The sequence below is a fragment of the Mesorhizobium kamtschaticum genome, assembly GCF_056174585.1.
This window is the reverse complement of record NZ_CM149691.1, coordinates 2,434,376-2,458,056: the sequence shown is the minus strand read 5'-3', so window position 1 is coordinate 2,458,056 and position 23,681 is coordinate 2,434,376. Positions and strand designations below refer to the sequence as shown.

The window sequence follows — 23,681 nt, the reverse complement described above, 5'->3', positions numbered from 1 at the left end:
AACGTTTCAGATCGATACCATTAGATTTATGCGTTTCCGTTCAACTTACCGAAACGACAGAGTCCGCTCGGGTCCATGGCGACGGGAATGTCGAATGCATGCAATGGTGCTGAAGGCTGCGGCTGAAAACATCGGCCGGAAGGATCACGAGGCGATGCTGCGGGAAATTGCCACGCTGGCCGAGGACGGCAAGGTGCGTCCATTAATTGATCCCGCCCGGTTCGGGCTGGAGCAACTTCCCGATGCCTTTCAGCACCTCGAGAGCGGACGAAGGCTCGGGCGGGTCGTCGTGGATCTGATGCGAGGCTGATGATGGTCGAGACACTGAGTGGGCTGACTGAAGCGGACATTCGCAACGCGGCGGAGGCGATCCTGCGAGCCGAGCGCGAGGGCGAGGCTATGCCGCCGCTCAGCGGCCAGCACTCCGGGCTCAGCCTTGATGACGCCTATCGTGTCCAGGATCTGCTGACACGGACGCGGCAAGCGCAAGGCATCGCTCTTGCCGGCTACAAGATCGGCCTGACATGGCGCACGACGCAGATCGCCTGCGATCTCGACGCGCCGATCCATGGACGGATCCTGCGCCATGCGGTCCACAAGAGCGGCGCGAGCCTCACGGCAAAGCGCCTGGTCAAGCCGCATGTCGAGGTCGAACTTGCCTTCATCATGGGCCGTGACATCGACCGGCCGATCGAAAATCTCGACGAACTGCTTGCCGCGACGGACTGTATCGTGCCGGCGCTGGAACTCGTCGACCACAGGATGGCGCCACCGCGTATCGTGGCGGATACGGTCGCCGACAATTCGGCCTTTGCCGGCGTCATCCTGTCCGACCAACGCTTCCGACCAGGCGACATCGACAGCCGCTGGGTCGGCGCCACTCTGTCGCGCAACGGTGTCGTTGAAGAAACCGGCTTGTCGGTCATCGGCATGGGTCATCCGGCCACGTGCGTGGCCTGGCTTGCCAACACGCTGCTGAAGCGGGGCGAGCGTCTGGCCGAGGGCGACATCGTCATGTCGGGCGCCTTTGCCAGAGCCGTGCCGGTCGCCAGCGGGGACGCCTTCACCGCCGATTTCAACCAGTACGGCACGCTCGATGTTTCGTTCACCTGAGCGACCGCCATCCCGGTCGTCACTGGTTTTCGCACGACGCAACTAGATCCGACGGCTCGGTCCGTCCTTGGAGAAAAGCAGATGAACACCCGCAATAGCTGGGAAAAGCCGGTACCACCGCCCGTCGCGCAGATGGCAAGCATGGTTCGCGAAAACCGCATGGATCGGCGCGAATTCCTCGCCATCGCCAGCATCATGGGCCTGAGCGCGGCAGGCGCCTATGGCCTCATTGGCCTGTCGGCGCCGGTACCGGCGCAAGCGGAAGAACCGAAGAAGGGCGGCGTGCTCAAGATCGCCATGCTCGTCAAGGAGCTCAAGGATCCGCGCACCTTCGACGGCGGCGAAATGGGCAATCTCGGACGCCAGTTTCTGGAACCGTTCGTCGAATACACCACCGACTACACCTTCCAGCCCAAGCTGCTCGAAGGCTGGGAGATCAACGAAGACGCCACCGAGTATGTCCTGCACCTGCGCAAGGGCGTGAAATGGAACAATGGTGACGACTTCACCGCCGAGGACGCGTTGTTCAACCTCAACCGCTGGTGCGACAAGAAAGCGCCGGGCAATTCCATGGCCGGCCGTCTGGGCGTGCTCATCGACGAAGCCACCGGCAAGGCGCGTGAGGGCGCCATTGTCCGGGTCGACGACCATACGATCAAGCTGGTGCTGTCCAAGTCGGACATCTCGCTCATTGCCAATTTCTCGGATTTCCCTGCCTTGCTGGTGCACCGCAGTTTTGAGGAAACCGGCTCCAATCTGGCGAAGCATCCAATCGGCACCGGCGCCTTCGAACTCGTGACATACGAAACATCCGTCCACGCCGTTTACAAGCGGCGCGAAAGCCCATGGTGGGGCGGCGAAGCCCTGCTCGACGGGGTCGAATTCATCGACTACGGCACCGACCCCAACGCGATAGCGAGTGCTTTCGAGGCTGGCGAAGTCCATTGCAATTTCGAAACCACGGGCAACCAGATCGATGTTCTCGACTCCATGGGCCTCCAGCGCAGCGAAGCTGAGACCGCGGCAACCGCCGTCGCCCGTTTCAACGTGGCCAGCAAGCCTTACGACGACCAACGGGTCCGCAAGGCCATGCAGCTCGCCGTCGACAATGCGGCCGTGCTGAAGCTCGGCTACAGCGACCGCGGCACCCCTGCCGAAAACCACCATGTCAGCCCGATCCAGCCCGAATATTTCCCGCTGCCGAAAGTGGGACGAGACCTCGACAAGGCGAAAGCCCTGATGCGCGAGACGGGCCAGCAGGATTTCGAGCACGACCTGATAAGCAGCGACGACGACTGGCACAGGGACACGGCCGACGCGATTGCCGGACAACTTCGGGAAGCCGGTTTCAAGGTCAAGCGCACCGTGTTGCCCGTCTCGACCTTTTGGGGGAACTGGACGAAATATCCGTTCTCGCTCACCGGCTGGACGATGCGGCCATTGGGCGTACAGGTGCTGGCGCTTGCCTACCGCAGCGGCGGAGCCTGGAACGAGACCGGTTTCTCGAACCCCGAATTCGACGCCAAGCTCAATCAGGCCCTGTCCATCGCCGATGCCGAAAAACGCCGCGTCGTCATGCAGGACATCGAGAAAATCCTCCAGGATTCAGCTGTCATCATCCAGCCGTACTGGCGCAAGATTTTCGTGCACTTCGTCGCGGCGGTGAAGAACCGCCATGCCCATCCCCTCGACCAGATCCTGCAGCTGGACAAGGTCTGGCTGGACAGCTGAAGGTCGCGCGACGGCACCGCGTTGCAGTTCCGAATGGGATCTGCCGATCGAAATGAAACACGTCGCCATCCGAGGCGACGTGTCGTCCTGTCGGACCCGATCTCAGCGTGGCAGGACGCTCGACCCCATCAGCGCCTCGTCGATCGAGCGTGCCGCCTGGCGGCCTTCGCGGATCGCCCAGACGACCAGCGACTGGCCACGGCGCACGTCGCCCGCCGCATAGAGCCGGTCGACGCTGGTGCGATAGTCGCGGTCATTGGCCTCGACATTCCTGGAGCGGCGGCTGTCGGTGGTGATTGTCATCTCACCCTCCAATTCCTTCGCCACGCCCACCGCCGCTGGCCCGGCAAAGCCGATGGCGATGAAGGCGAGATCGGCGCGGATGACGAATTCGGTGCCCGGGATCGGCTTGCGCTTGTCGTCGACCTCACAGCACTTGACGCCGGTCAGTTGGCCCTCTTCGCCGATGAATTCGAGTGTCGCCACCTGGAATTCGCGCTCGGCGCCTTCGGCCTGCGAGGACGAGGTGCGCATCTTGGTCGCCCAGTAGGGCCAGACCGAAAGCTTGTCTTCCTTTTCCGGCGGCTGCGGGCGGATGTCGAGCTGGGTGACGCGCACGGCGCCCTGACGAAAGGCAGTGCCGACGCAGTCGGACGCGGTATCGCCGCCGCCGACGACGACGACATGCTGTCCGCCGGCGATGATCGGATGCGACGGCCAAGCCACCGACTGGATCGGCTCGCCGCCGACGCGGCGGTTCTGCTGCACCAGATAGGGCATCGCATCATGCACGCCGCCGAGATCGTCGCCGGGAATGCCCGCCGCACGCGGCGTTTCCGACCCGCCGCAATAGAGCACGGCATCATGTTCGGCGAGCAGTTCGGCCACAGGCTTGTCGACGCCGACATTGACGCCGCAATGGAAGGTCACGCCCTCGCCCTGCATCTGCTCGATGCGCCGGTCGATATAGTGCTTCTCGATCTTGAAGTCGGGAATGCCGTAACGCATCAGCCCGCCCGGGCGGCTCTCGCGCTCATAGACATGGACGTCATGGCCGGCGCGACCGAGCTGCTGCGCGGCCGCCATGCCGGCGGGACCGGAGCCGATGATGGCGACCCGCTTGCCGGTCTTCTTCTCCGGCGGATAGGGCCTGATATGGCCGGTCTCATAGGCCTTGTCGGCGATCGCCTGCTCGACCGTCTTGATGGCGACCGGAATGTCCTCGAGGTTCAGCGTGCAGGCTTCCTCGCAAGGTGCGGGGCAGATGCGGCCGGTGAACTCCGGGAAATTGTTGGTCGAATGCAGGTTGCGGATCGCGTTGTCCCAGTCCCTGTTGTAGACGAGGTCGTTCCAGTCGGGGATCTGGTTGTGGATCGGGCAGCCCGTCGGCCCGTGGCAGAACGGAATGCCGCAATCCATGCAGCGCGCGGCCTGTTTCTCGACCTCCTTGTCCGACATCGGCAGCGTGAATTCGCGGAAATGCCGGATGCGGTCGGAGGCCGGCTGGTACTTGTGCACCTGCCGGTCGATTTCGAGAAAGCCTGTTACCTTGCCCATGGTCCAGTTCCTGCTGTCCAGATGGTGCGGTTTTCGCCGCACCCGTTAACCTCTTGAGGCAGCCATGGCAAGCTTGCACCCGAGGTCAAACCGTCGATGAAGGTGGGCCGGGAAACCTGGGCTCCCCGGCAATTGCGAAAATCTATTCGGCCGCGACGCCCATGCGCATGCGTTCCATCTCGATCAGCGCGCGGCGGTATTCGACCGGCATTATCTTGCGGAATTTCGGCCGGAATGTCGTCCAGTCATCGAGGATCTCGCGGCCGCGCACCGAACCCGTGAAATGAACGTGGTTCGAGATCAGCTGGTAGAGCCGCTCCTCGTCATGGCTGGTCATGTCACCGGACACGTCGACGCGACCCTTGTGGTCGAGGTCGCCGCCATGGTGCAGCAGCCTTTCCATGAGGTCGTCTTCTTCCGGCACCGGCTCCAGCTCGACCATCGCCATGTTGCAGCGCTCGGCGAAATCGCCGGCCTCGTCCAGCACATAGGCGACGCCGCCCGACATGCCGGCGGCGAAGTTGCGGCCGGTCTTGCCGATGACGACGACGATGCCGCCGGTCATGTATTCGCAGCCATGGTCACCGACGCCCTCGACGACGGCGGCCACGCCTGAATTGCGCACAGCGAAACGCTCGCCGGCGACGCCGGCGAAATAGGCCTCGCCCTCGGTCGCGCCATAGAGGACGGTGTTGCCGACGATGATCGATTCCGCCGCGACGATCTTGGCCTCTTCCGGCGGCCGGATGACGATGCGCCCGCCCGACAAGCCCTTGCCGACATAGTCGTTGGCGGCGCCGACGAGCTCGAACGAGATGCCACGCGCCAGGAAGGCGCCGAAGGACTGGCCGGCCGTGCCGGTCAGCTTCACCGAGATCGTGTCCTCGCGCAGGCCTTTGTGCTTGAAGCGCTTGGCGACTTCGCCCGACAGCATGGCGCCGGTTGAACGGTCGACATTGCGGATGTCGACCTCGATCTTGACCGGCTGCTTGCTCTCAAGCGCGGGCTTGGCAAGTTCGATCAGCTTGCGGTCGAGCACATCGTCGATCGGATGCTTCTGCCGTTCGGTCCAGTGCACCGCTTCATGCGGCGCATCGGGCTTGTAGAACATCTTCGAGAAGTCGAGCCCGCGCGCCTTCCAGTGCACGATCAGGTCGCGCTTTTCCAGAAGGTCGGTATCGCCGATGATCTGGTCGATATGGGTGAAGCCCATTTCGGCGAGCAGCGCCCTCACCTCTTCCGCCACGTAGAAGAAGAAGTTGATGACGTGCTCGGGCGTGCCCTTGAACCGCTTGCGCAGAACCGGGTCCTGCGTGGCGACGCCAACCGGACAGGTGTTGAGATGGCACTTGCGCATCATGATGCAGCCGGCCGCGATCAAAGGCGCGGTCGAGAAGCCGAACTCGTCGGCGCCGAGCAGCGCGCCGATGATGACGTCGCGCCCAGTGCGCAAGCCACCATCGACCTGCAACGCTACTCTGCTGCGCAAGCCGTTCAGCACCAGCGTCTGGTGCGTCTCGGCAAGGCCCATTTCCCATGGGCTGCCGGCATGCTTGAGCGAGGTCAGCGGCGAGGCGCCGGTGCCGCCATCATAGCCCGAAATGGTGATGTGGTCGGCGCGCGCCTTGGCGACACCCGCCGCGACCGTGCCGACACCGACCTCCGACACCAGCTTGACCGAGACGTCCGCCGCCGGATTGACGTTCTTCAGATCGTAGATCAGCTGCGCCAGATCCTCGATCGAATAGATGTCGTGATGCGGCGGCGGCGAGATCAGGCCGACGCCCGGCGTCGAGTGCCTGACCTTGGCGATGGTGGCGTCGACCTTGTGGCCAGGCAACTGGCCGCCTTCGCCAGGCTTGGCGCCCTGCGCCACCTTGATCTGCATGACATCGGAATTGACGAGGTATTCAGCCGTCACGCCGAAACGACCCGAGGCGACCTGCTTGATCGCCGAGCGTTCGGGGTTCTTGCCACCGCCAGGCAGCGGCAGGTAGCGGTCAGCCTCTTCGCCACCCTCGCCGGTGTTCGACTTGCCGCCGATGGCGTTCATGGCGCGTGCCAGCGTCGTGTGCGCCTCGCGCGAGATCGAGCCGAACGACATCGCCCCGGTCGAGAACCGCTTGACGATGTCGGCCGCCGACATGACGTCGTCGAGCGCGACCTTCTTGCGCCCGGTCTCGTCGGCCAACTTGATCTTGAACAGGCCACGAATGGCCTGGGCGCGCGCCGTTTCGCTGTCGATCTGCGCCGAATACTCCTTGAACGTCTCCCACGAGCCCTGGCGCACGGCGTGCTGCAGGGTGGCGACCGCGTCGGGCGACCACATATGCGCCTCGCCGCGCATGCGGAACAGATACTCGCCACCGACTTCGAGGCTGTTGCGCAGCACCGGGTCGTTTCCGAAGCCCTCGGTGTGACGGCTGACCGTCTCGCCGGCGACCTCATCCAGCCCGACGCCTTCGATCAGCGTCGCGGTGCCGGTGAAATATTGCTGCACGAAATCCGTCTTCAGCCCGATGGCGTCGAAGATCTGCGCGCCGCAATAGGACTGGTAGGTCGAGATGCCCATCTTGGACATCACCTTGAGGATGCCCTTGCCGATCGACTTGATGTAACGCGAGACGACTTCGTAGGCGTCGACCTCTTCCGGCAGCTCGCCGCGCTTGTGCATGTCGAGCAGCGTATCGAAGGCGAGATACGGGTTGATCGCTTCGGCGCCATAGCCGGCAAGGCAGCAGAAATGGTGCACTTCGCGCGGCTCGCCGGATTCCACGACGAGGCCGACGGAGGTGCGCAGCCCCTTGCGGATCAAATGATGATGCACCGCGGCCGTCGCCAGCAGTGCTGGAATGGCGATGCGGTCCGGGCCGAGCTGACGATCGGACAGGATGATGATGTTGTAGCCGCCGGCGACCGCCGCTTCCGCGCGTTCGCACAGGCGGTCGATGGCGCCCTGCATGCCGGCAGCGCCCTCGCTCGACCCGTAGGTGATGTCGATCGTCTTGGTGTCGAAGCGGTCCTCGGTGTGGCCGATGGAGCGGATCTTTTCGAGATCGCCATTGGTCAGGATCGGCTGGCGCACTTCGAGCCGCTTGCGGCGCGAATTACCGACCAGGTCGAAGATGTTGGGCCGCGGCCCGATGAAGGACACCAGGCTCATCACCAGCTCCTCGCGGATCGGATCGATCGGCGGGTTGGTGACCTGGGCGAAGTTCTGCTTGAAATAGGTGTAGAGCAGCTTCGACTTGTCCGACATCGCCGAGATCGGCGTGTCGGTGCCCATCGAACCCACGGCTTCCTGGCCGGTGGTCGCCATTGGCGACATCAACAGCTTGGTGTCTTCCTGGGTGTAGCCGAACGCCTGCTGGCGATCGAGCAGGCTGACATCCTTGCGCAGCGCGCGCGGCTCGACCGGCTTCAGATCTTCCAGGATGAGCTGCGTGTTGGCGAGCCAGGTCTTGTAGGGATGCTTGGTCGCGATCTCCGACTTGATTTCCTCGTCGGGAACGATGCGGCCCTTGGCAAGGTCGATCAACAGCATGCGGCCGGGCTGCAGCCGCCACTTCTTGACGATCCTCTCTTCCGGCACCGGCAGCACGCCAGCTTCCGAAGCCATGATGACGCGGTCGTCGTCGGTGACGATGTAGCGTGCCGGGCGCAGTCCGTTGCGGTCGAGCGTGGCGCCGATCTGGCGGCCGTCGGTGAAGGCGACCGCCGCCGGGCCATCCCATGGCTCCATCAGGGCTGCATGGTATTCGTAGAAAGCCTTGCGGTCGGCACCCATGAGCTTGTTGCCGGCCCAGGCTTCTGGGATCAGCATCATCATGGCGTGGCTGAGGCTGTAGCCGCCCTGGAACAGGAATTCGAGCGCATTGTCGAAGCAGGCGGTGTCGGACTGGCCGTCATAGGAGATCGGCCACAGCTTCGAGATGTTGTTGCCGAACAGTTCGGAATCGACCGAAGCCTGGCGCGCCGCCATCCAGTTGTTGTTGCCGCGCACCGTGTTGATCTCGCCATTGTGGGCGACCATGCGATAGGGGTGCGCCAGCTTCCACGACGGGAAGGTGTTGGTCGAGAAGCGCTGGTGGACGAGGATCAGCGCGGTTTCGAAACGCGGGTCCTTGAGGTCCTTGTAATAGGCGCCAACCTGGTAGGCCAGGAACATGCCCTTGTAGACGATGGTCCGCGCCGACAGCGACACGCAATAGGCGCCGATGTCCTTGTTGTCGTTCTCTGCATAGATGCGGCCGGATATGACCTTGCGCAGCAGATAGAGCCTGGCCTCGTACTCTTCGTCGTCGGTAATGTCTGGTGTGCGGCCGACGAAGATCTGGCGATGGAATGGCTCTGACGCCACGATATCAGGTGCCTTGGACAGCGACGAATTGTCGACGGGCACGTCGCGGAATCCGAGCAGCGGCAGCCCCTCGGACTGCGCCGATTCGGCGATGATGTCCTCGATATGGGCGCGCAGTGCCGCGTCCTGCGGCATGAACCAGTGTCCGACACCGTACTGGCCCGCCGGCGGCAGTTCGATGCCCTGGGCTGCCATCTCCTCACGGAAGAACTGGTCGGGAAGCTGCACCAGCACGCCGGCGCCATCGCCGACCAGCGGGTCGGCGCCGACGGCGCCGCGATGCGTCAGGTTTTCAAGCACGGCAAGGCCGTCCTTGACGATCTGATGCGACTTCACGCCCTTCATGTTGACGATGAAGCCGACGCCGCATGCATCATGCTCGTTGCGCGGATCGTAGAGGCCCCGAGGGGCAAAACCGGTTCGGCCAATGTCGGTTCGGCCAATGGCGGTTCGAGACGTATTTTTGACGGCAGCCGCTTTCGTCTGCGCGGCCTGGCCGTTCGTCGCAGAGAGCGTCATGTCCGTCATTGTCCTGTCCTCCATTCCAGCCCTTCAGGCGCTGGCCATTCTTAGGTCGCTAATTTGCCTCGGCAAGCGCTTGGCTCACCCTGATCCTTGCGGCACGTCTTGCGAAATCCTTGCCGAACCAGGCGGCTTTCCGCATGGTTCGCATCTGGTATCGTACAGGCCAGCGTCTGGCCGTCCACCTGTCGCTCGCAGCAACAGCTGGAGAGGCCAATATGTTACGCCAATCCGGCCTGTTTTGTGCGACAAAATAAGACAGCACTACTGTCCTAAATTTTTATGGCAGAATTCCCCGACGCACACAAGACCGATTCACAAAAAACTTGGGCTTTCCGCGACATAAAATTACGTGAAGTGGAGGAGAAACGTAAGCTTCGGTCGCCAACCCGTTAGCGCTGAGTTGATTGGCTTTAACGGTTTTCCGGCATCTGGCCCCTTGCGATCGGCTTGGGAAACCGGTCAACTCCGCGTCGAATTCCCCCAAAAACCCCGATTTCCTCAAGACATAGGCAGACGCATGTTCTTCGCTTCCGACAATTGGGCAGGCGCCCATCCCAACATCGTTGCCGGCCTGTCGGCCGCGGCCGGCGGCTTTGCCACCGCCTATGGCGACAGCGCACTCGACCAGGCGGTCTACACCAGGTTCAGCGAGATTTTCGAACGCGAGGTCGCGGTGTTCTTCGTGGCGACCGGCACCGCCGCCAACTCGCTGTCGTTGACCACCTTCAACAAGCCCGGCGGCATTTCCTTCGCCCATCGCGAATCGCATGTCATCGAGGACGAGTGTGGTGCGCCGGAGTATTTTTCCGGCGGCTCGCGCTTGCATGCCATCGACGGCGCGCTGGGCAAGATCGATCCGCACAATCTGGAGCGGACCATTGGCCGCTTCGCGCCCGAAATCGTCCATTGGGGACGGCCAATGGCGATTTCCATCACCCAGTCGACCGAGGTTGGCACCATCTATGGTCTGAACGAGATCGAGACGATTTCGGCCATCGCCAAAGAACATTCCGTGCCGCTGCACATGGATGGCGCCCGCTTTGCCAATGCGCTGGTCGCGCTTGACACGACGCCGGCCGAAATGACCTGGAAACGCGGTGTCGACATCCTGTCCTTCGGCGGCACCAAGAATGGCTGCTGGTGCGCCGAGGCGATCGTGCTGTTCGACCTCGACCGCACCAAGGAATTGGCCTTCCTGCGCAAGCGTGCCGCTCAGCTGTTTTCGAAGTCGCGCTTCGTCGCCGCGCAGTTCGAAGCCTATTTCAAGGACGGTCAATGGCTCGACACCGCGCGCCACGCCAACGCCATGGCCGCGCGCCTCGCCGCAGCAATCGAGGATTCGGCCCACGCCAAGCTGGCGTGGCTGCCGCAAGCCAACGAGGTGTTCGCGGTGATCAAGAAGACCGAGGCCGACAGGCTGCAGGCGGCGGGTGCTGCCTTCTACGACTGGCACAAGCCGCACGGCTTCGACGGCCATATCGGCGAGGACGAACTGCTCTATCGCTTCGTCACCAGCTTTGCCACGACGTCGGAGGATGTCGACCGCTTTGGCCAGCTGATCGCCTGAGCCCCGAGATCGCGAGCAAGCAAACGACCAAGTCGCCCCTTGGCTCGACAATGCGGCTGGTCCGTCCAGCACCAAACGTCCTCGGCTTCTACGATGGCCGCATCGACGGAACGCGTGCCTGGTCGGACGCACCGAACTGGCTCGACGACGGCGCCTATGCGCTGGGCATATGCACCTATGCGATCGTCGATGGGTCGCAGGCGCTTGTCTATGACACGCACATTTCCCTGCCCCATGCCCGTTTCATCAGGCAAACGGTTGAAGCCATGGGGGTAACCTCGATCCGGGTTGTGCTCAGCCACTGGCATGACGACCATATTGCGGGCAACCAGGTGTTCCAGGATTGCGAGATCATCGCCAACGACCTGACCGCCGCGGCCCTGGCGAGCAACCGCGCTGAAATAGAAGGTGGCAGTCCGCCGATCATGCCGCTCGTCCTGCCGAACAGGACTTATGCTAGCAGCCTCAGCCTGATGGTTGGATCGATCGCGGTCGAGCTTCACCAGGTCGAAATCCACAGCCATGACGGCAGTGTACTGCTCATGCCCGGCACCGGCCTATTGCTGGCGGGCGACACGCTGGAGGATCCAATCACCTATGTCGCCGAACCGGAGCGGCTGGTCGAACATCTGATCGATCTCGAACGCATGGCCGGCTGGAAAATAAACCGGATCCTCCCCAATCACGGCTCCCTGGAAGCAATCGAGGCGGGTGGCTATGACACGAGCTTCATTGCAGCGACGCAGGCCTATGTCGGCAAGCTGCTTGCCTGTAGGCACGAACCCGATCTGGCAAGACAGGATCTGAGAACGTTTGGCGCCGACATGTTCGCCACCGGTGCGGTGGAGTATTTCGCGCCATACGAGGCCGTTCACCGGCAAAATGTCGAAGCCGTTATCGCCACCGGCCAATAAAAAGCGGCGCCTTTCGGCGCCGCTTTCGTCTCGGGAGGAGACGCTTCTATTCCTGGGCTGCGTTACGCGGCCGTCTTGGCCTCGATCTGCTTGGCCTTGGCCGGAGCCGAGGTGATCGCGATCTTGCGCGGCTTCAACTCCTCGGGGATGTTGCGCTTGAGGTCGACGAAGAGCAGGCCGTTCTTCAGCGCGGCGCCGACGACTTCAACATGATCGGCAAGCTGGAAGCGGCGCTCGAAGGCCCTGGAGGCAATGCCGCGATAGAGCAGCTCGGAGCCTTCACCAGTGCCCTCGTCCTTGCGCTCACCCTTGACGGTCAGCACGTTGCGGTGGGCTTCGATCGAGATTTCCTCGTCCGAGAAGCCGGCAACCGCCATCGAAATCCGGTAGGAATCCTCGCCGGTGCGCTCGATGTTGTAGGGCGGATATGTCTGCGCGCCATCGGGCTGCGCAAGCGAATCCAGCATGGTGAAGAGACGGTCGAAGCCGACGGTCGAGCGATAGAGCGGGGAAAAATCAACGTGACGCATGAGGTGTTCTCCTGTTGAGCAACATGGTTTGCGTATGGCCGGTGCGAAACCCGTGAGCGGCGTTTCGGGAGGACCAGCGGCCCCGACATTGGCGACCGCAACCCACATCTGGGGAGCACCCGAATGCATTTCAAGTTTCGCCTGGCGGCAAAAACTGAAACGGCCTGCCCTTCATGAACGGCAGATGAACCGGCGCTTCGGCGCGCGTTCAGACAGCCAGCGCTAGAGTGTCCTCAAGATCAAGGACAGGCGGCACCAGAGTTACAGAGGTGCCGCGACGAGGCCGACCGGGTGTTAACGTCCCTTCCTCCCGGATCGACAGGGGCCGGAAGCACGCCTTCGAGCGGCTTCCGGCCTTCCCCGTTGCAGCCCCGGCATAGGCCGGATTTGCTTTGCTTTTGATGCATTGGCGTCTATCACCTTGGGCAGGGGCCAGCCACGACAGGCTGGCACGTGAAGACGCCGAGCACAAAGCGCCGAATGACGGACCTTTTCCACGAGACGCCGATTTTCCACGAAACCGAGGGCAATCCGCGACCGGAAAACGCCACCGGCGGCTTCTTCGTCACGCGCGATCGCAAGAAAATCCGCTATGGCCTGTTCGCGGCGGTGGCGCGTCCGATGCGCGGCACCGTTGTGCTGCTGCCCGGCCGCAACGAATGCATCGAGAAATATTTCGAAACCATCCGCGACCTTGCCGCCCGCGGCTTTGGCGTCGCCACGCTCGACTGGCGGGGCCAGGGCGATTCCGACCGGCTGATCCGCGATCGCCAGCGCGGCTATGTCCGCTCCTTTCGCGACTACACGGCCGATCTGGAGCAGTTCTTCGAGGAGATCGTGCTGCCCGATTGCCGCGGACCGTACTACATCCTTGCCCATTCCGCCGGAGCGGTGATCACGCTGCTTGCCGCGCCGTCCATGGTCAACCGCGTGCGGCGCATGGTGCTGATCGCGCCATTCCTGACCCTGCCCGACCTGCCGGTCTCGATCAGCACCGTCCGCCGCGTCTGTTCGTTTTTCTGTTTTTTGGGCCTTGGCCGACTTTATGCCGCCTGGGGGCCAAGGCCGAGACAGACGCTATCTTTCGAGGCCAACAAGGTGACGTCGGATCCGCAGCGCTACCGCCGCAACACCCGCATCTATGAAGAGTATCCGCAACTGGCGCTTGGCGGGCCGACGATCCGCTGGCTGCAGGCAGCGGCAAAGGCGTCGGAAGCCGTCAGCGACCCCGATTTCATGGCCCGGATTCAGGTGCCTCTGCTGATCATCGCCGCTGGCGCCGACCAGGTCGTCTCGACCAAGGCGGTCGAGGCCTATGCCAGAAGTCTGAGGCTCGGTTCACTGCTGATGATCGACGGCTCCAAGCACGAAATCCTGCAGGAAGTCGACCTCTACCGCGAACAATTCCTCGCCGCCTTCGACGCCTTCATTCCCGGCTCCGACGACCCGACGGCCTGACCGGTAGCGCAGGCCGGCATAGCTGACACACCGTTGTCAGGATGATCGGCCGGCAGCGGCCCATGGCACGCAAACTGCTAAAGATTCTGACAGCCCGCACCCATCCCGGAATGCTCATCTGCATGCGTCGAATTGAACGCCATGGAGATGAGATCATGACCGAGAAAACCTGCGCCGCCTGCGATTGCCAGCTCGATGCCAACCCGATTCGCGTCAAGGTCGGCGGCAAGACCGTCGAGGTCTGCTGCGAGGAATGCGCCCAGGCGCTGAACGAAGCCGGCGCCTCGGCGGCCGGCACCGGGGAGGACTGAGCCATGCGCCCCGATCATGCAGCGGCACAACGCCTGGCTGGCCAGATCCCGGCACCGCCAGAAACTCTTCGGCAATCCTTGCACGCCCGATGCACCGCGGCGGCGAGATGGCTCGGCCGCAGCTGGAGAAGCGCCGAAGTCGCCTTGCCTTGCTGGAAATGACCGATGAACAGCTCAAGGATATCGGTCTGTCACGCGGCGATGCCTATTCGGAATTCAGGCGGCGCTAAAGCAATTCCGGGAAAAGTGTGAAGCGCTTTGCCCGGGAAATGGAGTGCGCCCCTCGGAGCGGACAGATTGACTAAGCAGAATTGACTTGGAAGCCGGGCTTTCGAAGGATGGAAGCCATGACTGCACATCGCGCGCACAGCATCGAGTTCAAACGTCAGGTAGTGCAAGAGTTCCTCTCCGGTGAGACGCTTCATGGTCTGGCCAGGCGGCACGAACTAGCGCGTAACCTGATCCGTATCTGGGTCCAGAAATACGAGGCCGGCGCCTTCGACGAGGATGTAGCGGCGGCCGAGACGATGCAGACCTATGAAGCTCGGATCGCCGCGCTGGAGCGGCTGGTAGGCCGGCAAGCCTTGGAAATCGAGTTTCTAAAGGGGGCTCTGAAAAGCGCACCACGTCCCAGAAGCGGACCTACATCCGTGATCACCGGCCCCGCGGTGTCTCCATCGCTGAAGGATGCCGGCTGATGGGGATCGCGCGATCAACCTACTACGATCAGCCCGAAACCGCCGTGGATGACACAGCGCTCGTCGAGACGATGGGTGAGATCTCCGACAGCTTCGAAGCCTACGGCTATCGCCGCATGCAGGCGGCGCTGCGGCAGAGCGGCATTGTCGTGAACCACAAGAAGGTCAGACGATTGATGCGCGAGCATGATCTGCAACCCAGGATCAGGCGACGCTTCATCTCCACCACGGACAGCAATCATGAATTGCCGATCTTCCCGAACCTGGCGAAGGACGTGACACTCCATGGCCCGAACCGGCTTTGGGTAAGCGACATAACCTACGTGGCGATTGCGGCAGGCTTCGTCTACGTCGCGGTCATCTTGGATGCCTGGTCCCGCAAGGTCGTTGGTTACGCCATCGGCCGGTCGATCGACGCGCGCTTGACCGTTGCAGCATTGAAGGCGGCAATCGAACGGCGAAAGCCGCCGCCGGGCTGCGTCCATCACTCGGATCGAGGCGCGCAAGGCGGATTCAAACGGTCGTCGCAACACCGATTGTGTGTCCTCATGGCAGCAACTCGTCAAGCGCTTCTGCCGGCGTCTTCCAGTTCAAGGTCTTTCTCGGTCGAGCATTGAGGGCCGCGGCCACAGCGGCGATTTCGTCAGCGCTGTAGATGCTCAGATCAGTGCCTTTCGGGAAGTACTGACGCAGCAGCCCGTTGGTGTTCTCGTTAGTGCCACGCTGCCACGGGCTTTGCGGATCGCAGAAGTAGACCTGGACGCCGGCATCGATCTTGAGGCGATCATGCTGGGCCATTTCCGCTCCCTGATCCCAGGTCAGCGAACGGCGGAGTTCTTCGGGCAAAGTGATGATGGTGCGCGTAATTGCGTCGCGGACGGCTTCGGCTCCGTGTCCGGCAAGCGCAGGGCCATTCTTCATGCGCGGAGCTTCGCCATGCCCCGCGAGCCGGGGAAGATGAAGCAGCATCGTGAAGCGCGTCGTACGCTCTACCAGCGTGCCGATCGCCGAGCTGCCAAGACCAAGAATGAGGTCTCCCTCCCAGTGACCCGGCACCGCGCGATCGGCCGCTTCGGCGGGGCGTTGGCTGATCATGATCTCCGGCAAGACAAAGCTTTTGCCTCGCCTGCGTACGCGCGCCCTGGGGACCCGCAGCACGCGCCCCGTTCGCAAGCAGGCCGACAGTTCGCGGCGTAGCGCTCCCCGACCCTGAACAAACAGGGCTTGATAGATGGCTTCGTGGCTGATGCGCATCGTCTTGTCGTCCGGGAAGTCGATCGGCAAGCGTCGGGCAATCTGCTCCGGGCTCCAAGCTCTGGCCCATCGCCGATCCTTTCGCGGGCCATGCCGGCGGCCCTTCCACGGAACGGCGGGACCAGGAACGGCGGTGCCGCTCGGGGTCATGACGACGCCTGCCAGTCGCTGTTCTACATAAGTGCGCAAGGTTGTGTTGAGCGCAAGCTTGGTCGGTTTGGACCGACGGGCCGATCGCTCGGCGTGCCATTGGGCTGTCGATGCACGATACTCCAGGCCGCCGCTGCGTGTCGCGGCATTGCGTCGTAGCTCACGAGAGATGGTCGAGGCAGATCGGCGTCCGATCTCGCGCCTCGAAAGGCCCTGAACGCGAAGAAGTGCGATCTCCTCGCGTTCCGCAAACGAGAGATACCGCCCGGACGGCGGCTTGGCCGAAGATCTGAACATTGCTGGTGGCATGCCGCCTGCCTTTCGGAACAACCTGGTTCCCACAGGCTGCGACATACCGGCCGCCAGCGCAGCATCCTCGCTGGTCATTCCCTGCGCGATCCCCAACCAGAACTGCTGGAGTTCAGATCGCCCTGCGACTGGCGGCCGCCCCGGTGACGGCAACGGCGCCCGCCCAGACCGGTTTGATCGTCGCTTTCGAATGCCCATCGCAACCTCCTGCGTACAGGTGTTGCGACGACCGTTTGAATCCGCCCAATATGCCGCGCTCCTCTATCGCAATCTTCTCGCCGAGCACGATCTTATTGGATCGATGGGTCGGCGCGGCAATCCCTACGATAATGCCAAAGCGGAAAGCTTCATGAAGACGATGAAGGTCGAAGCCATCTATCCGATGGCCTATGAAACCTTCACCGACGTCGCTGAGGATCTTCCCCGCTTCATTGATGAGGTTTACAACACCCGCCGATTGCACTCAGCGCTCGGCTATCTCAGCCCGCAACAGTTCGAAGACCAACACGCCCGGAAGATGGTCAAAACTGCCGCCTGATCCTGTCCGCTCCGAGGGGCGCACTCCAAAAGCGCGCAGCGCTTTCCCTGGGGAATTGCGTCAAAACAAAAACAGAAGCAGTTCGCCGGTTCCATGAAACGGCGAACTGCTTCTGTGGGATCGAGCAGCGCTTGCCGAGAAGTCTCCTGACAGGACTGGGCAAGCCGATTGCGTAGAATGCCCCTCGCGCCGCCGGAACTTTCCGGCGCGGGGAAAGAGCTCAACGGCCATGTCGCAATTCACGGTTCAGCCGCTTCTCGATACCGGCATCGTCAAGGTGCGGGATGTCGTCTGCAGCGGCGAATGCCGGCACAGGAGCGATGAGGAATGCACGTCGGCCACGCATCTGGTGTTTCCCTATCGCGGCGTCTTCGTGCGCCATGTCGGCCGCAATGACGCCGTGGCGGAAGCCAATCAACTGCTGTTCTTCAATGAGGCTGAGCCTTATCAGGTCAGCCACCCGGTCGAGGGCGGCGATGCCTGCCTCGACCTGGTCATCGAGGAAGGCCAATTGCGCGAACTGACGCCGAAGGAGCAGTTGCGCGCCGGCGACCGCCTGGCGTTTCGTCGCCAGCGCCGACGTGTTGATCCCCGCGCGCAGGCACTGGTGGCACTGCTGCGCCACAGCCTGAGCCGCAATGTCGCCGAAACGCTGGAGGCCGAGACGCTTGCGCTGACGCTGGTGCGGCGCTCGCTCGGCGAGCGCACCTCGCATGTCGCGGGCGCCAGCCCCGGGCGGCAAAAACTGGTCGACCGCGCCAAGCTCGTGCTGGCGTCGGACCTGTCGCGGCGCTGGACGCTGGCCGAGATTGCCGCCGAGGTCGGCGTTTCGCCGGTCTATCTGACGCAGGTATTCCAGCAGGTCGAGGCCATGCCGCTCTATCGCTATCATCTGCGCCTGCGGCTGGCCCGTGCGCTCGACCTGCTTGGCCGCTACGACAATCTGACCACTTTGGGCATGGACCTCGGCTTCTCCAGCCACAGCCATTTCAGCTCAGCGTTCAGGCAGGTCTACGGGCGCACGCCGGCGGAGTTCCAGCGCTCGATCAAGCCGCGCTGAAGCCATTTCGCTAGGGAAGGCAGGGAGATATCAGCCGCGCAAGGCAGCCATGGCGGCCGCGTGAAGCTCCGGCGTCGCCGCCGCCAGCACATCGCCGCCCTTTTCCGCCGGCCCGCCATCGAAGGTGGTGACGACGCCGCCGGCCTTCTCGATGATCGGGATCAGCGCCACGATGTCGTAGGGCTTCAGGCCGGGGTCGGCGACGATGTCGACACTTCCCGAGGCAATCATGGCGAAGGCATAGCAATCGGCCCCGTAGCGGGCGAGCTGGACCTGTTTCTCGAACGCGTCATAGCGCGTGCGTGCCTCGCCCTTGTACAGCGCCGGCGTCGTGGTGAACAGCGTTGCCTCCGCCAGGCTGGTTGTCTTGCGGGTCGAAAGCTTGCGCGGGCCGCCCGGCCCCTCATAGTGCGAGCCAGAGGCGTTGGCGTAGAACAGTTCGCCGGTGAAGGGCTGCGCCATCATGCCGGCGACAGCATCCCCATCGACCGTCAGCCCGACCAGCGTCCCCCACACCGGCAGGCCGGAAATGAAAGCGCGCGTGCCGTCGATCGGATCGATCACCCAGACATGCCGGCTGGAGATGTTCTCGCTGCCATGCTCCTCGCCGAGAATGCCGTGGTCGGGATACTCGGCCGATATCAGCGCCCGGATGGCGCGTTCCGTCTCGCGGTCGGCTTCCGTGACCGGGTCGAAACTGCCTTTTTCCTTGTTGGCCACGGCACCTTGGGCGCGAAAGCGCGGCAAGGTCTCGGCCGCTGCCGCTTGCGCGATACGGCGCATGAAATCGATACTGATGTCCAACTGATTCTCCCGCATTGCAGAGTGCCCGACCGGGCTCTGCCGACACTTTCCCGCCAAAACAAGCCTGTTTATCGATTTATTCGCCGTGACAGCTGTTGCCAAAATGTCACGCAAGCGTCATCGAAACGCAATTTCCACATCACTCTGAATTAAAAAAGCCTGAAGGTCGCTTGACATTTGTGCACCGCACAATACCCTCGACCTCGGACAGGTTTTCCTGTCCATGCCCTCCTTGGGCGTTTCCTCCCTAGACTTCGACCGTATCGTGCAAACGATGCGGTCTTTTTTACGCCTTGCACCCCTGGCCGGCTATTTTACTCCGCGGCCAGCGGCAGGTCGATGAAGTGGTGGTCGGGCATTGCCATCAGATCCGCTGAAAATCGTGTCAGATCGTCGGCCAGCGCGTCGAAGCCGGCAGCCTTCTCGAATGTCCGCTCATTCATGTAAAGCCCGCGATTGACCTCGATCTGCAGCGCATGCAGATGGCGCGCCGGACGGCCATAATGCTCGGTGATGAAGCCGCCGGCATAGGGCTTGTTGTGGGCGACGGTATAGCCCATCGCGGTCAGCAGGCCGATCGCGGTCTCGGTCAGGGCAGCGGTGGCGGAGATACCGAAACGGTCGCCGATGATGAAGTCCGGCCGCAGGCCGCTGTCACCGACACGGATGCTTGCCGGCATCGAATGGCAATCGATCAGCACGGCAAAGCCGAAACGGGCATGGGTTCTGGTCAAAAGCCGCTTCAGCGTTTCGTGGTAGGGCTTGTAGACGGCCTCGATGCGGGCAACGGCTTCGGCCAGCGGCAAGCGGCCGGAATAGATGTCGAGCCCCTCACCCACCAGCTTGGGCACGGTGCCAAGTCCGCCCGCCACCCGCGCCGAGCGGATGTTGCAGAAGGACGGCACCGGCTCGGCGAACATGCGCGGGTCGAGTTCCCAGGGCTCGCGGTTCACGTCGAGATAGGCGCGCGGGAAATTCGCCGCCAGCATCGGCGCGCCCAACGCCACGGCGCCGCCGAACAGCTCGTCGACATAGCAATCCTCCGAGCGGCGGATGGCATTGCGGTCGAGCCTCGCCATGGCAAGGAAGCGTTCCGGATAGTAGCGGCCGCTATGCGGCGAGTTGAACAGGAAGGGCACGCGCTGCTCGGCGCCCGATCGGATTTCGAAGGGTGGAACGACCGAAAAATCCTCGGCTGCCGTCTTCAATTTGAACGAACCCGAAAACACCAGTGCATCATCGTATGAAAGTGCCACCTTGCTGGTCGCATGTCCAGCATTTCGCCGCGCACATGGCCTTGGCAAATGCGGATAATGCTTCGCCGCGTTCACTTGATGTTTACCGTCACCTCCTCATATACAGGATGGTTAACGGGCTGCCTCGGCGGCAGGCTCGGGCGGGTGATTCGGACGGGATATCATGGCACGCATTCTTCTGGCGGAAGACGACGACGATATGCGTCGGTTCCTCGTCAAGGCGTTGGAACGCGCCGGCTACCAGGTCAGCGATTTCGACAATGGCGCCAGCGCCTATGAGCGGTTGCGCGAGGAACCGTTCTCGCTGCTGTTGACCGACATCGTCATGCCGGAGATGGACGGCATCGAGCTGGCGCGGCGCGCCACCGAGATCGATCCAGACCTCAAGGTCATGTTCATCACCGGTTTCGCCGCCGTTGCGCTGAACCCGGATTCCAAGGCGCCGAAAGACGCCAAGGTGCTGTCGAAGCCCTTCCACCTGCGCGACCTCGTCAACGAGGTCGAGAAGATGCTGCAGGCGGCCTGAGCCGCCTTCCGCAAAGGCATCGCCGCTGCGGCGAGACGACGCCTTCTTTCCTTTTTCTCGCTATTGACGCGCCGAACCAAAAATGGTGTATGCGCGGCTTCGGATGGGCGTGTAGCTCAGCGGGAGAGCACTGCATTGACATTGCAGGGGTCACAGGTTCAATCCCTGTCACGCCCACCATCCTCTTAGAAAACAATGAGTTAGCCTAGGTTTTCACTGGTGAGACATCCAAGGGATGCATCACTGTGCACAATCCGACGTATCTGGAACTCTCACGGAACCGTATATTCTACTTCCGTTGGCCGTTGACCAAGCCTTGCCCCGTCACGGGCGAAAGACCGGCGAGCATGAAAATTTCGCTACGGACCCGACTTCCTAAAGAAGCATTGTACCTAGCACGTAGGCTCAGCTATGTCGGCGAAGTACTCACTGAACGATGGGCTGCGACCGACATGCGTTACGACGAGATACGGTCGGCTCTGAAGATCCACTTCCAAGCCCTGCTGGAACGGAGCAAAGCCGAGATAGCCGAGAATGGTAGGCTCTCGCCCTTAGATGTTTCTGTTTACAAAAATGGCCTTGCCTTGGCACGGGACGCGGTCGCCCTGAATGACGATCTATCCCCGGCAGAGACTGACGACGAATTACTCGCTCGCTTCGCTGGCCTTCACAAACTGCCACTGGCGCCCGGTACAGCAGCACACGCGACCTTCAAGCTAGAGATCAAAAGAGCATACGGCGACTATTGCGCGGCGGTGCTGGCTCACGATCAATCGTTCGAGAATTTCGATTTCACATCCAGCGATACACCCAAGCCCCAATCAGACGCTCTTGGTCGGAAGGCATCTACCGGCTCGCTGCACGAAGTCAGTGCGAAATTCATCAAAGAGGAAGTATGGGCAGGACGCTGGGTACAACGCTCAGAAGAGCAGAAGCGCCAGCACATCGAACTCCTGAAGGAAATTTTAGGCCCAGACCTTGCGATGCACAGCGTTACAGCCTCAGAAGCGCAACGGGTAAAGAGGTGCTTCTGAACTACCCCCGGAACCGAAACAAGACCGGAGCTACGCGCAATCTAACCATTGCCGAAATAGGCACGTTGGAGGGACACGAGAAGCTGACTGTCCGCACCGTCAACACATATCTTCAAACCTACAGTGGCCTGTTTGGCTGGGCTAAGCGGAACAAGTACGTTTCGGAGAATGTGTTCGATGGCGCCACGGTCCGGGAGAATAAGCGCCACGAAGGTGAAGCTCAGAGAGAAGCCTTCTCCGAAGGCCAGATCGCAACAATGCTGCATGAACTGCTAACAAACGAACGCGGCCTCCTGACGCGTGATTTTCAGAAGTGGGGTCCGCTGATTGGCCTGTACACTGGTGCCCGTCTCAATGAAGTCTGCCAGATACATGTCGCGGATATCAAACAGATCGAGGGTGTGTGGTGTTTTGATCTCAACGATGAGGGCGACGAGAAACGTCTAAAGAATGTAGCATCACGTCGCAAAGTCCCCGTTCACAGTCGGCTACTGGAATTAGGATTGCTCGCGTATGCGGATGCGATGCGGGTACGAGGACAGGAACGCTTCTTTCCGGAGTTTTCATACAGCCCAAAGGAAGGATACGGTCGCGCGCTCGGACGATGGTTCAACGAAAGGTTCCTCGTCAAACTCGGGATCAAGTCAAAGGACTTGGTATTCCATAGCTTCCGGCACGGGATGGTTACGGCGCTCATGCGGGCGGGCGTTGAGGAGAATCTGGTCAAAGCTATTGTTGGGCACAAAAGGCAAGGCGTGACCCAGGAACACTATTTCAAGCAGGGCTATACGATCCAACAGATGCAGCTTGCCTTGGAGAGGTTCTAGGCGTCTTCGATGCTGCGAATCAAGGCCACGATATCGAGATCAACGATCGCAGCAAGGTCGATCAGTTCAACAAGATCAACCCTTCGTTCTCCGCTCTCGATATTGGCTATGAATGGCTGACGCCTGCCGAGCGCAGACGCGACCTGAACTTGGGTCAGGCCTTTGGCCCGCCGCGCCTCTGCAAGGGCCGCAGCTATCATCATGTGACGTTGCGAATGTACGGACTTGGGCATGAACGCTTGACTGAGTGATCAAGCGCGGCCTAAGCCCAAGGCGAGAATATCCAAAAATCGGATATCTCAGCCCGCTACCGCTTACGAGGACCAACTCATGGAATTGCTGCTCGTGTTGGCGGTGCTAGTGGCCGGTACCTTTTGGTATCGTTCGTCTCGCGCTCCGTCTCCTAAGGAAGCCCGTACAGATAGCCAAGAGTGGGTCAGACCCTTCATTGTCTACTACACGGCACGGGAGATGCAGACTTCCACAGGCGGCGCTCTTCCTGACCACGTTCGGGCCTTGATTTCGGGTCGGATCGATGGGCACCAGCAGCAATCGTTGCTGGCAGCGATCGGCATGTACCAATCTTTTGTGCATAAGCGCACGCGACGTGCTGGCGACTATGAACTGGTCATAGGTGAAGCAAGAGACTTTCTGCGGGCCGAGATACAGACGCTCAGCAATCCCATCGCCACTCGAAGCTTCCTAAGTCGTACATACAAAAAAGAGACAGGACTAGAGATTGCCGAGGATGAACTTGCTCGCCAGTTCAAAGAGATAGCCGATGATGTCCGGGGCAACGACCAAGCCGGATCCAAGCTACGTAGCGTCCTACTGAAAGACAGCATGAATGAGATGTTTGTAGACCACCACGGTAAGGAGCTACTGGCATTTTCGAAGGACATGTGCGCCGATTTCGATCCCACCGTTTAAACGCCCATTCCGAGCCAGCTGAGAGGCATGACCAGGCGGACGCCCAATCGGAGCTGACACAGGCACGGCAACGCTCAGCGACCTCCCCCAACCGTCTAGCGAGAGATTGTCGCCGGAGCCGAGGTCGCTGATGCAAGCGACCCAATTTTGTGACTAGCCGGGCAATGCGTTCCGCTGAGCCGAAGTTGTTTGTCAGTATCTAATCATTGTATCTGCTAGCGCAGTTATC

22 protein-coding genes, 1 tRNA gene and 1 pseudogene are annotated in these 23,681 nt (G+C 61.7%); 17 read left to right on the top strand and 7 right to left on the bottom strand.

Annotated elements, in window-relative coordinates:
- Nucleotides 1-94 precede the first annotated feature (94 nt).
- From AC0V7N_RS12130 to AC0V7N_RS12120, 3 genes are all read left to right on the top strand, one after another.
- A complete protein-coding gene (locus tag AC0V7N_RS12130; RefSeq protein WP_475457701.1) occupies nt 95-310 on the top strand; it encodes a zinc-binding dehydrogenase in 216 nt (71 codons plus the stop codon).
- 2 nt (nt 311-312) lie between these two features.
- Entirely contained in the window at nt 313-1,113 is an 801-nt protein-coding gene (locus AC0V7N_RS12125) for a 2-keto-4-pentenoate hydratase (RefSeq protein ID WP_475457699.1), read from the top strand.
- Nucleotides 1,114-1,194: 81 nt separating this feature from the next.
- Entirely contained in the window at nt 1,195-2,844 is a 1,650-nt protein-coding gene (locus tag AC0V7N_RS12120) for an ABC transporter substrate-binding protein (protein WP_475457697.1), read from the top strand.
- A gap of 102 nt (nt 2,845-2,946) precedes the next feature.
- Here AC0V7N_RS12120 and AC0V7N_RS12115 read toward each other — a convergent pair whose 3' ends face one another.
- Both AC0V7N_RS12115 and gltB read right to left on the bottom strand, forming a co-directional pair.
- Complete coding sequence (locus AC0V7N_RS12115) at nt 2,947-4,401, bottom strand: glutamate synthase subunit beta (RefSeq protein WP_475457695.1); 1,455 nt, start codon at nt 4,399-4,401, stop codon at nt 2,947-2,949.
- Between the two features lie 142 nt (nt 4,402-4,543).
- Entirely contained in the window at nt 4,544-9,289 is a 4,746-nt protein-coding gene (gltB, locus tag AC0V7N_RS12110; RefSeq protein WP_475457693.1) for a glutamate synthase large subunit, read from the bottom strand.
- Between the two features lie 514 nt (nt 9,290-9,803).
- Here gltB and AC0V7N_RS12105 point away from each other — a divergent pair.
- Both AC0V7N_RS12105 and AC0V7N_RS12100 read left to right on the top strand, forming a co-directional pair.
- Nucleotides 9,804-10,853 (top strand): threonine aldolase family protein, encoded by a 1,050-nt coding sequence (locus AC0V7N_RS12105; RefSeq protein WP_475457691.1) that lies wholly within the window; start codon nt 9,804-9,806, stop codon nt 10,851-10,853.
- Between the two features lie 50 nt (nt 10,854-10,903).
- Nucleotides 10,904-11,767 (top strand): MBL fold metallo-hydrolase, encoded by an 864-nt coding sequence (locus AC0V7N_RS12100; RefSeq protein ID WP_475457689.1) that lies wholly within the window; start codon nt 10,904-10,906, stop codon nt 11,765-11,767.
- Between the two features lie 62 nt (nt 11,768-11,829).
- On the opposite strand, the gene AC0V7N_RS12095 is transcribed toward AC0V7N_RS12100, so the two are convergent.
- Complete coding sequence (locus AC0V7N_RS12095) at nt 11,830-12,297, bottom strand: Hsp20 family protein (RefSeq protein WP_013893124.1); 468 nt, start codon at nt 12,295-12,297, stop codon at nt 11,830-11,832.
- 480 nt (nt 12,298-12,777) lie between these two features.
- Here AC0V7N_RS12095 and AC0V7N_RS12090 point away from each other — a divergent pair, with 480 nt between their 5' ends.
- The 5 genes and pseudogenes from AC0V7N_RS12090 to AC0V7N_RS12070 all read left to right on the top strand — a co-directional run bounded on the left by AC0V7N_RS12090 (nt 12,778) and on the right by AC0V7N_RS12070 (nt 15,381).
- Complete coding sequence (locus tag AC0V7N_RS12090; RefSeq protein WP_475457687.1) at nt 12,778-13,755, top strand: alpha/beta fold hydrolase; 978 nt, start codon at nt 12,778-12,780, stop codon at nt 13,753-13,755.
- Nucleotides 13,756-13,817: 62 nt separating this feature from the next.
- A complete protein-coding gene (locus AC0V7N_RS12085; protein ID WP_496628055.1) occupies nt 13,818-14,066 on the top strand; it encodes a hypothetical protein in 249 nt (82 codons plus the stop codon).
- A gap of 3 nt (nt 14,067-14,069) precedes the next feature.
- A pseudogene (locus AC0V7N_RS12080) lies at nt 14,070-14,296 on the top strand (DUF1127 domain-containing protein).
- Nucleotides 14,297-14,413: 117 nt separating this feature from the next.
- Nucleotides 14,414-14,764, top strand: a complete 351-nt coding sequence (locus AC0V7N_RS12075) for a transposase (RefSeq protein ID WP_183460044.1) — start codon at nt 14,414-14,416, stop codon at nt 14,762-14,764.
- Nucleotides 14,713-15,381, top strand: coding sequence for an IS3 family transposase (locus AC0V7N_RS12070; RefSeq protein ID WP_475460291.1), 669 nt, complete (start codon nt 14,713-14,715; stop codon nt 15,379-15,381). The genes AC0V7N_RS12075 and AC0V7N_RS12070 overlap by 52 nt, the downstream gene beginning before the upstream one ends.
- Here AC0V7N_RS12070 and AC0V7N_RS12065 read toward each other — a convergent pair.
- Nucleotides 15,311-16,477 (bottom strand): IS30 family transposase, encoded by a 1,167-nt coding sequence (locus AC0V7N_RS12065; RefSeq protein ID WP_475460289.1) that lies wholly within the window; start codon nt 16,475-16,477, stop codon nt 15,311-15,313. The two genes, AC0V7N_RS12070 and AC0V7N_RS12065, sit on opposite strands and share 71 nt — an antisense overlap.
- On the opposite strand from AC0V7N_RS12065, the gene AC0V7N_RS12060 reads away from it, so the two are divergent.
- Both AC0V7N_RS12060 and AC0V7N_RS12055 read left to right on the top strand, forming a co-directional pair.
- On the top strand, nt 16,446-17,015 hold the full coding sequence (locus AC0V7N_RS12060; protein WP_475457685.1) for an integrase core domain-containing protein: 570 nt from the start codon (nt 16,446-16,448) through the stop codon (nt 17,013-17,015). The two genes, AC0V7N_RS12065 and AC0V7N_RS12060, sit on opposite strands and share 32 nt — an antisense overlap.
- Nucleotides 17,016-17,244: 229 nt before the next feature.
- Nucleotides 17,245-18,075 carry a helix-turn-helix domain-containing protein gene (locus AC0V7N_RS12055; protein ID WP_475457683.1) on the top strand — a complete coding sequence of 277 codons (831 nt, stop codon included), beginning with the start codon at nt 17,245-17,247 and terminating at the stop codon, nt 18,073-18,075.
- Between the two features lie 30 nt (nt 18,076-18,105).
- Here AC0V7N_RS12055 and hisN read toward each other — a convergent pair whose 3' ends face one another.
- A complete protein-coding gene (hisN, locus tag AC0V7N_RS12050) occupies nt 18,106-18,879 on the bottom strand; it encodes a histidinol-phosphatase (protein ID WP_475457681.1) in 774 nt (257 codons plus the stop codon).
- 314 nt (nt 18,880-19,193) lie between these two features.
- Complete coding sequence (locus AC0V7N_RS12045; protein ID WP_475457679.1) at nt 19,194-20,135, bottom strand: N-formylglutamate amidohydrolase; 942 nt, start codon at nt 20,133-20,135, stop codon at nt 19,194-19,196.
- A 163-nt stretch (nt 20,136-20,298) separates the two neighbouring features.
- On the opposite strand from AC0V7N_RS12045, the gene cpdR reads away from it, so the two are divergent.
- From cpdR to AC0V7N_RS12025, 4 genes are all read left to right on the top strand, one after another.
- Nucleotides 20,299-20,661 carry a cell cycle two-component system response regulator CpdR gene (gene cpdR, locus AC0V7N_RS12040; protein ID WP_006199474.1) on the top strand — a complete coding sequence of 121 codons (363 nt, stop codon included), beginning with the start codon at nt 20,299-20,301 and terminating at the stop codon, nt 20,659-20,661.
- A 105-nt stretch (nt 20,662-20,766) separates the two neighbouring features.
- Nucleotides 20,767-20,841, top strand: a tRNA-Val gene (locus tag AC0V7N_RS12035).
- Nucleotides 20,842-21,113: 272 nt separating this feature from the next.
- Nucleotides 21,114-21,695: a hypothetical protein gene (locus tag AC0V7N_RS12030; RefSeq protein WP_496627858.1), complete on the top strand. Its 582-nt coding sequence runs from the start codon at nt 21,114-21,116 to the stop codon at nt 21,693-21,695.
- Entirely contained in the window at nt 21,686-22,522 is an 837-nt protein-coding gene (locus tag AC0V7N_RS12025) for a tyrosine-type recombinase/integrase (protein WP_496627857.1), read from the top strand. The genes AC0V7N_RS12030 and AC0V7N_RS12025 overlap by 10 nt, the downstream gene beginning before the upstream one ends.
- Here AC0V7N_RS12025 and AC0V7N_RS12020 read toward each other — a convergent pair.
- Nucleotides 22,519-22,725, bottom strand: coding sequence for a helix-turn-helix domain-containing protein (locus tag AC0V7N_RS12020; RefSeq protein WP_496627856.1), 207 nt, complete (start codon nt 22,723-22,725; stop codon nt 22,519-22,521). The genes AC0V7N_RS12025 and AC0V7N_RS12020 overlap by 4 nt on opposite strands.
- Nucleotides 22,726-22,852: 127 nt before the next feature.
- Between AC0V7N_RS12020 and AC0V7N_RS12015 the strand changes: the two genes are divergently transcribed.
- Entirely contained in the window at nt 22,853-23,452 is a 600-nt protein-coding gene (locus AC0V7N_RS12015) for a hypothetical protein (protein ID WP_496627855.1), read from the top strand.
- Nucleotides 23,453-23,681 lie beyond the last annotated feature (229 nt).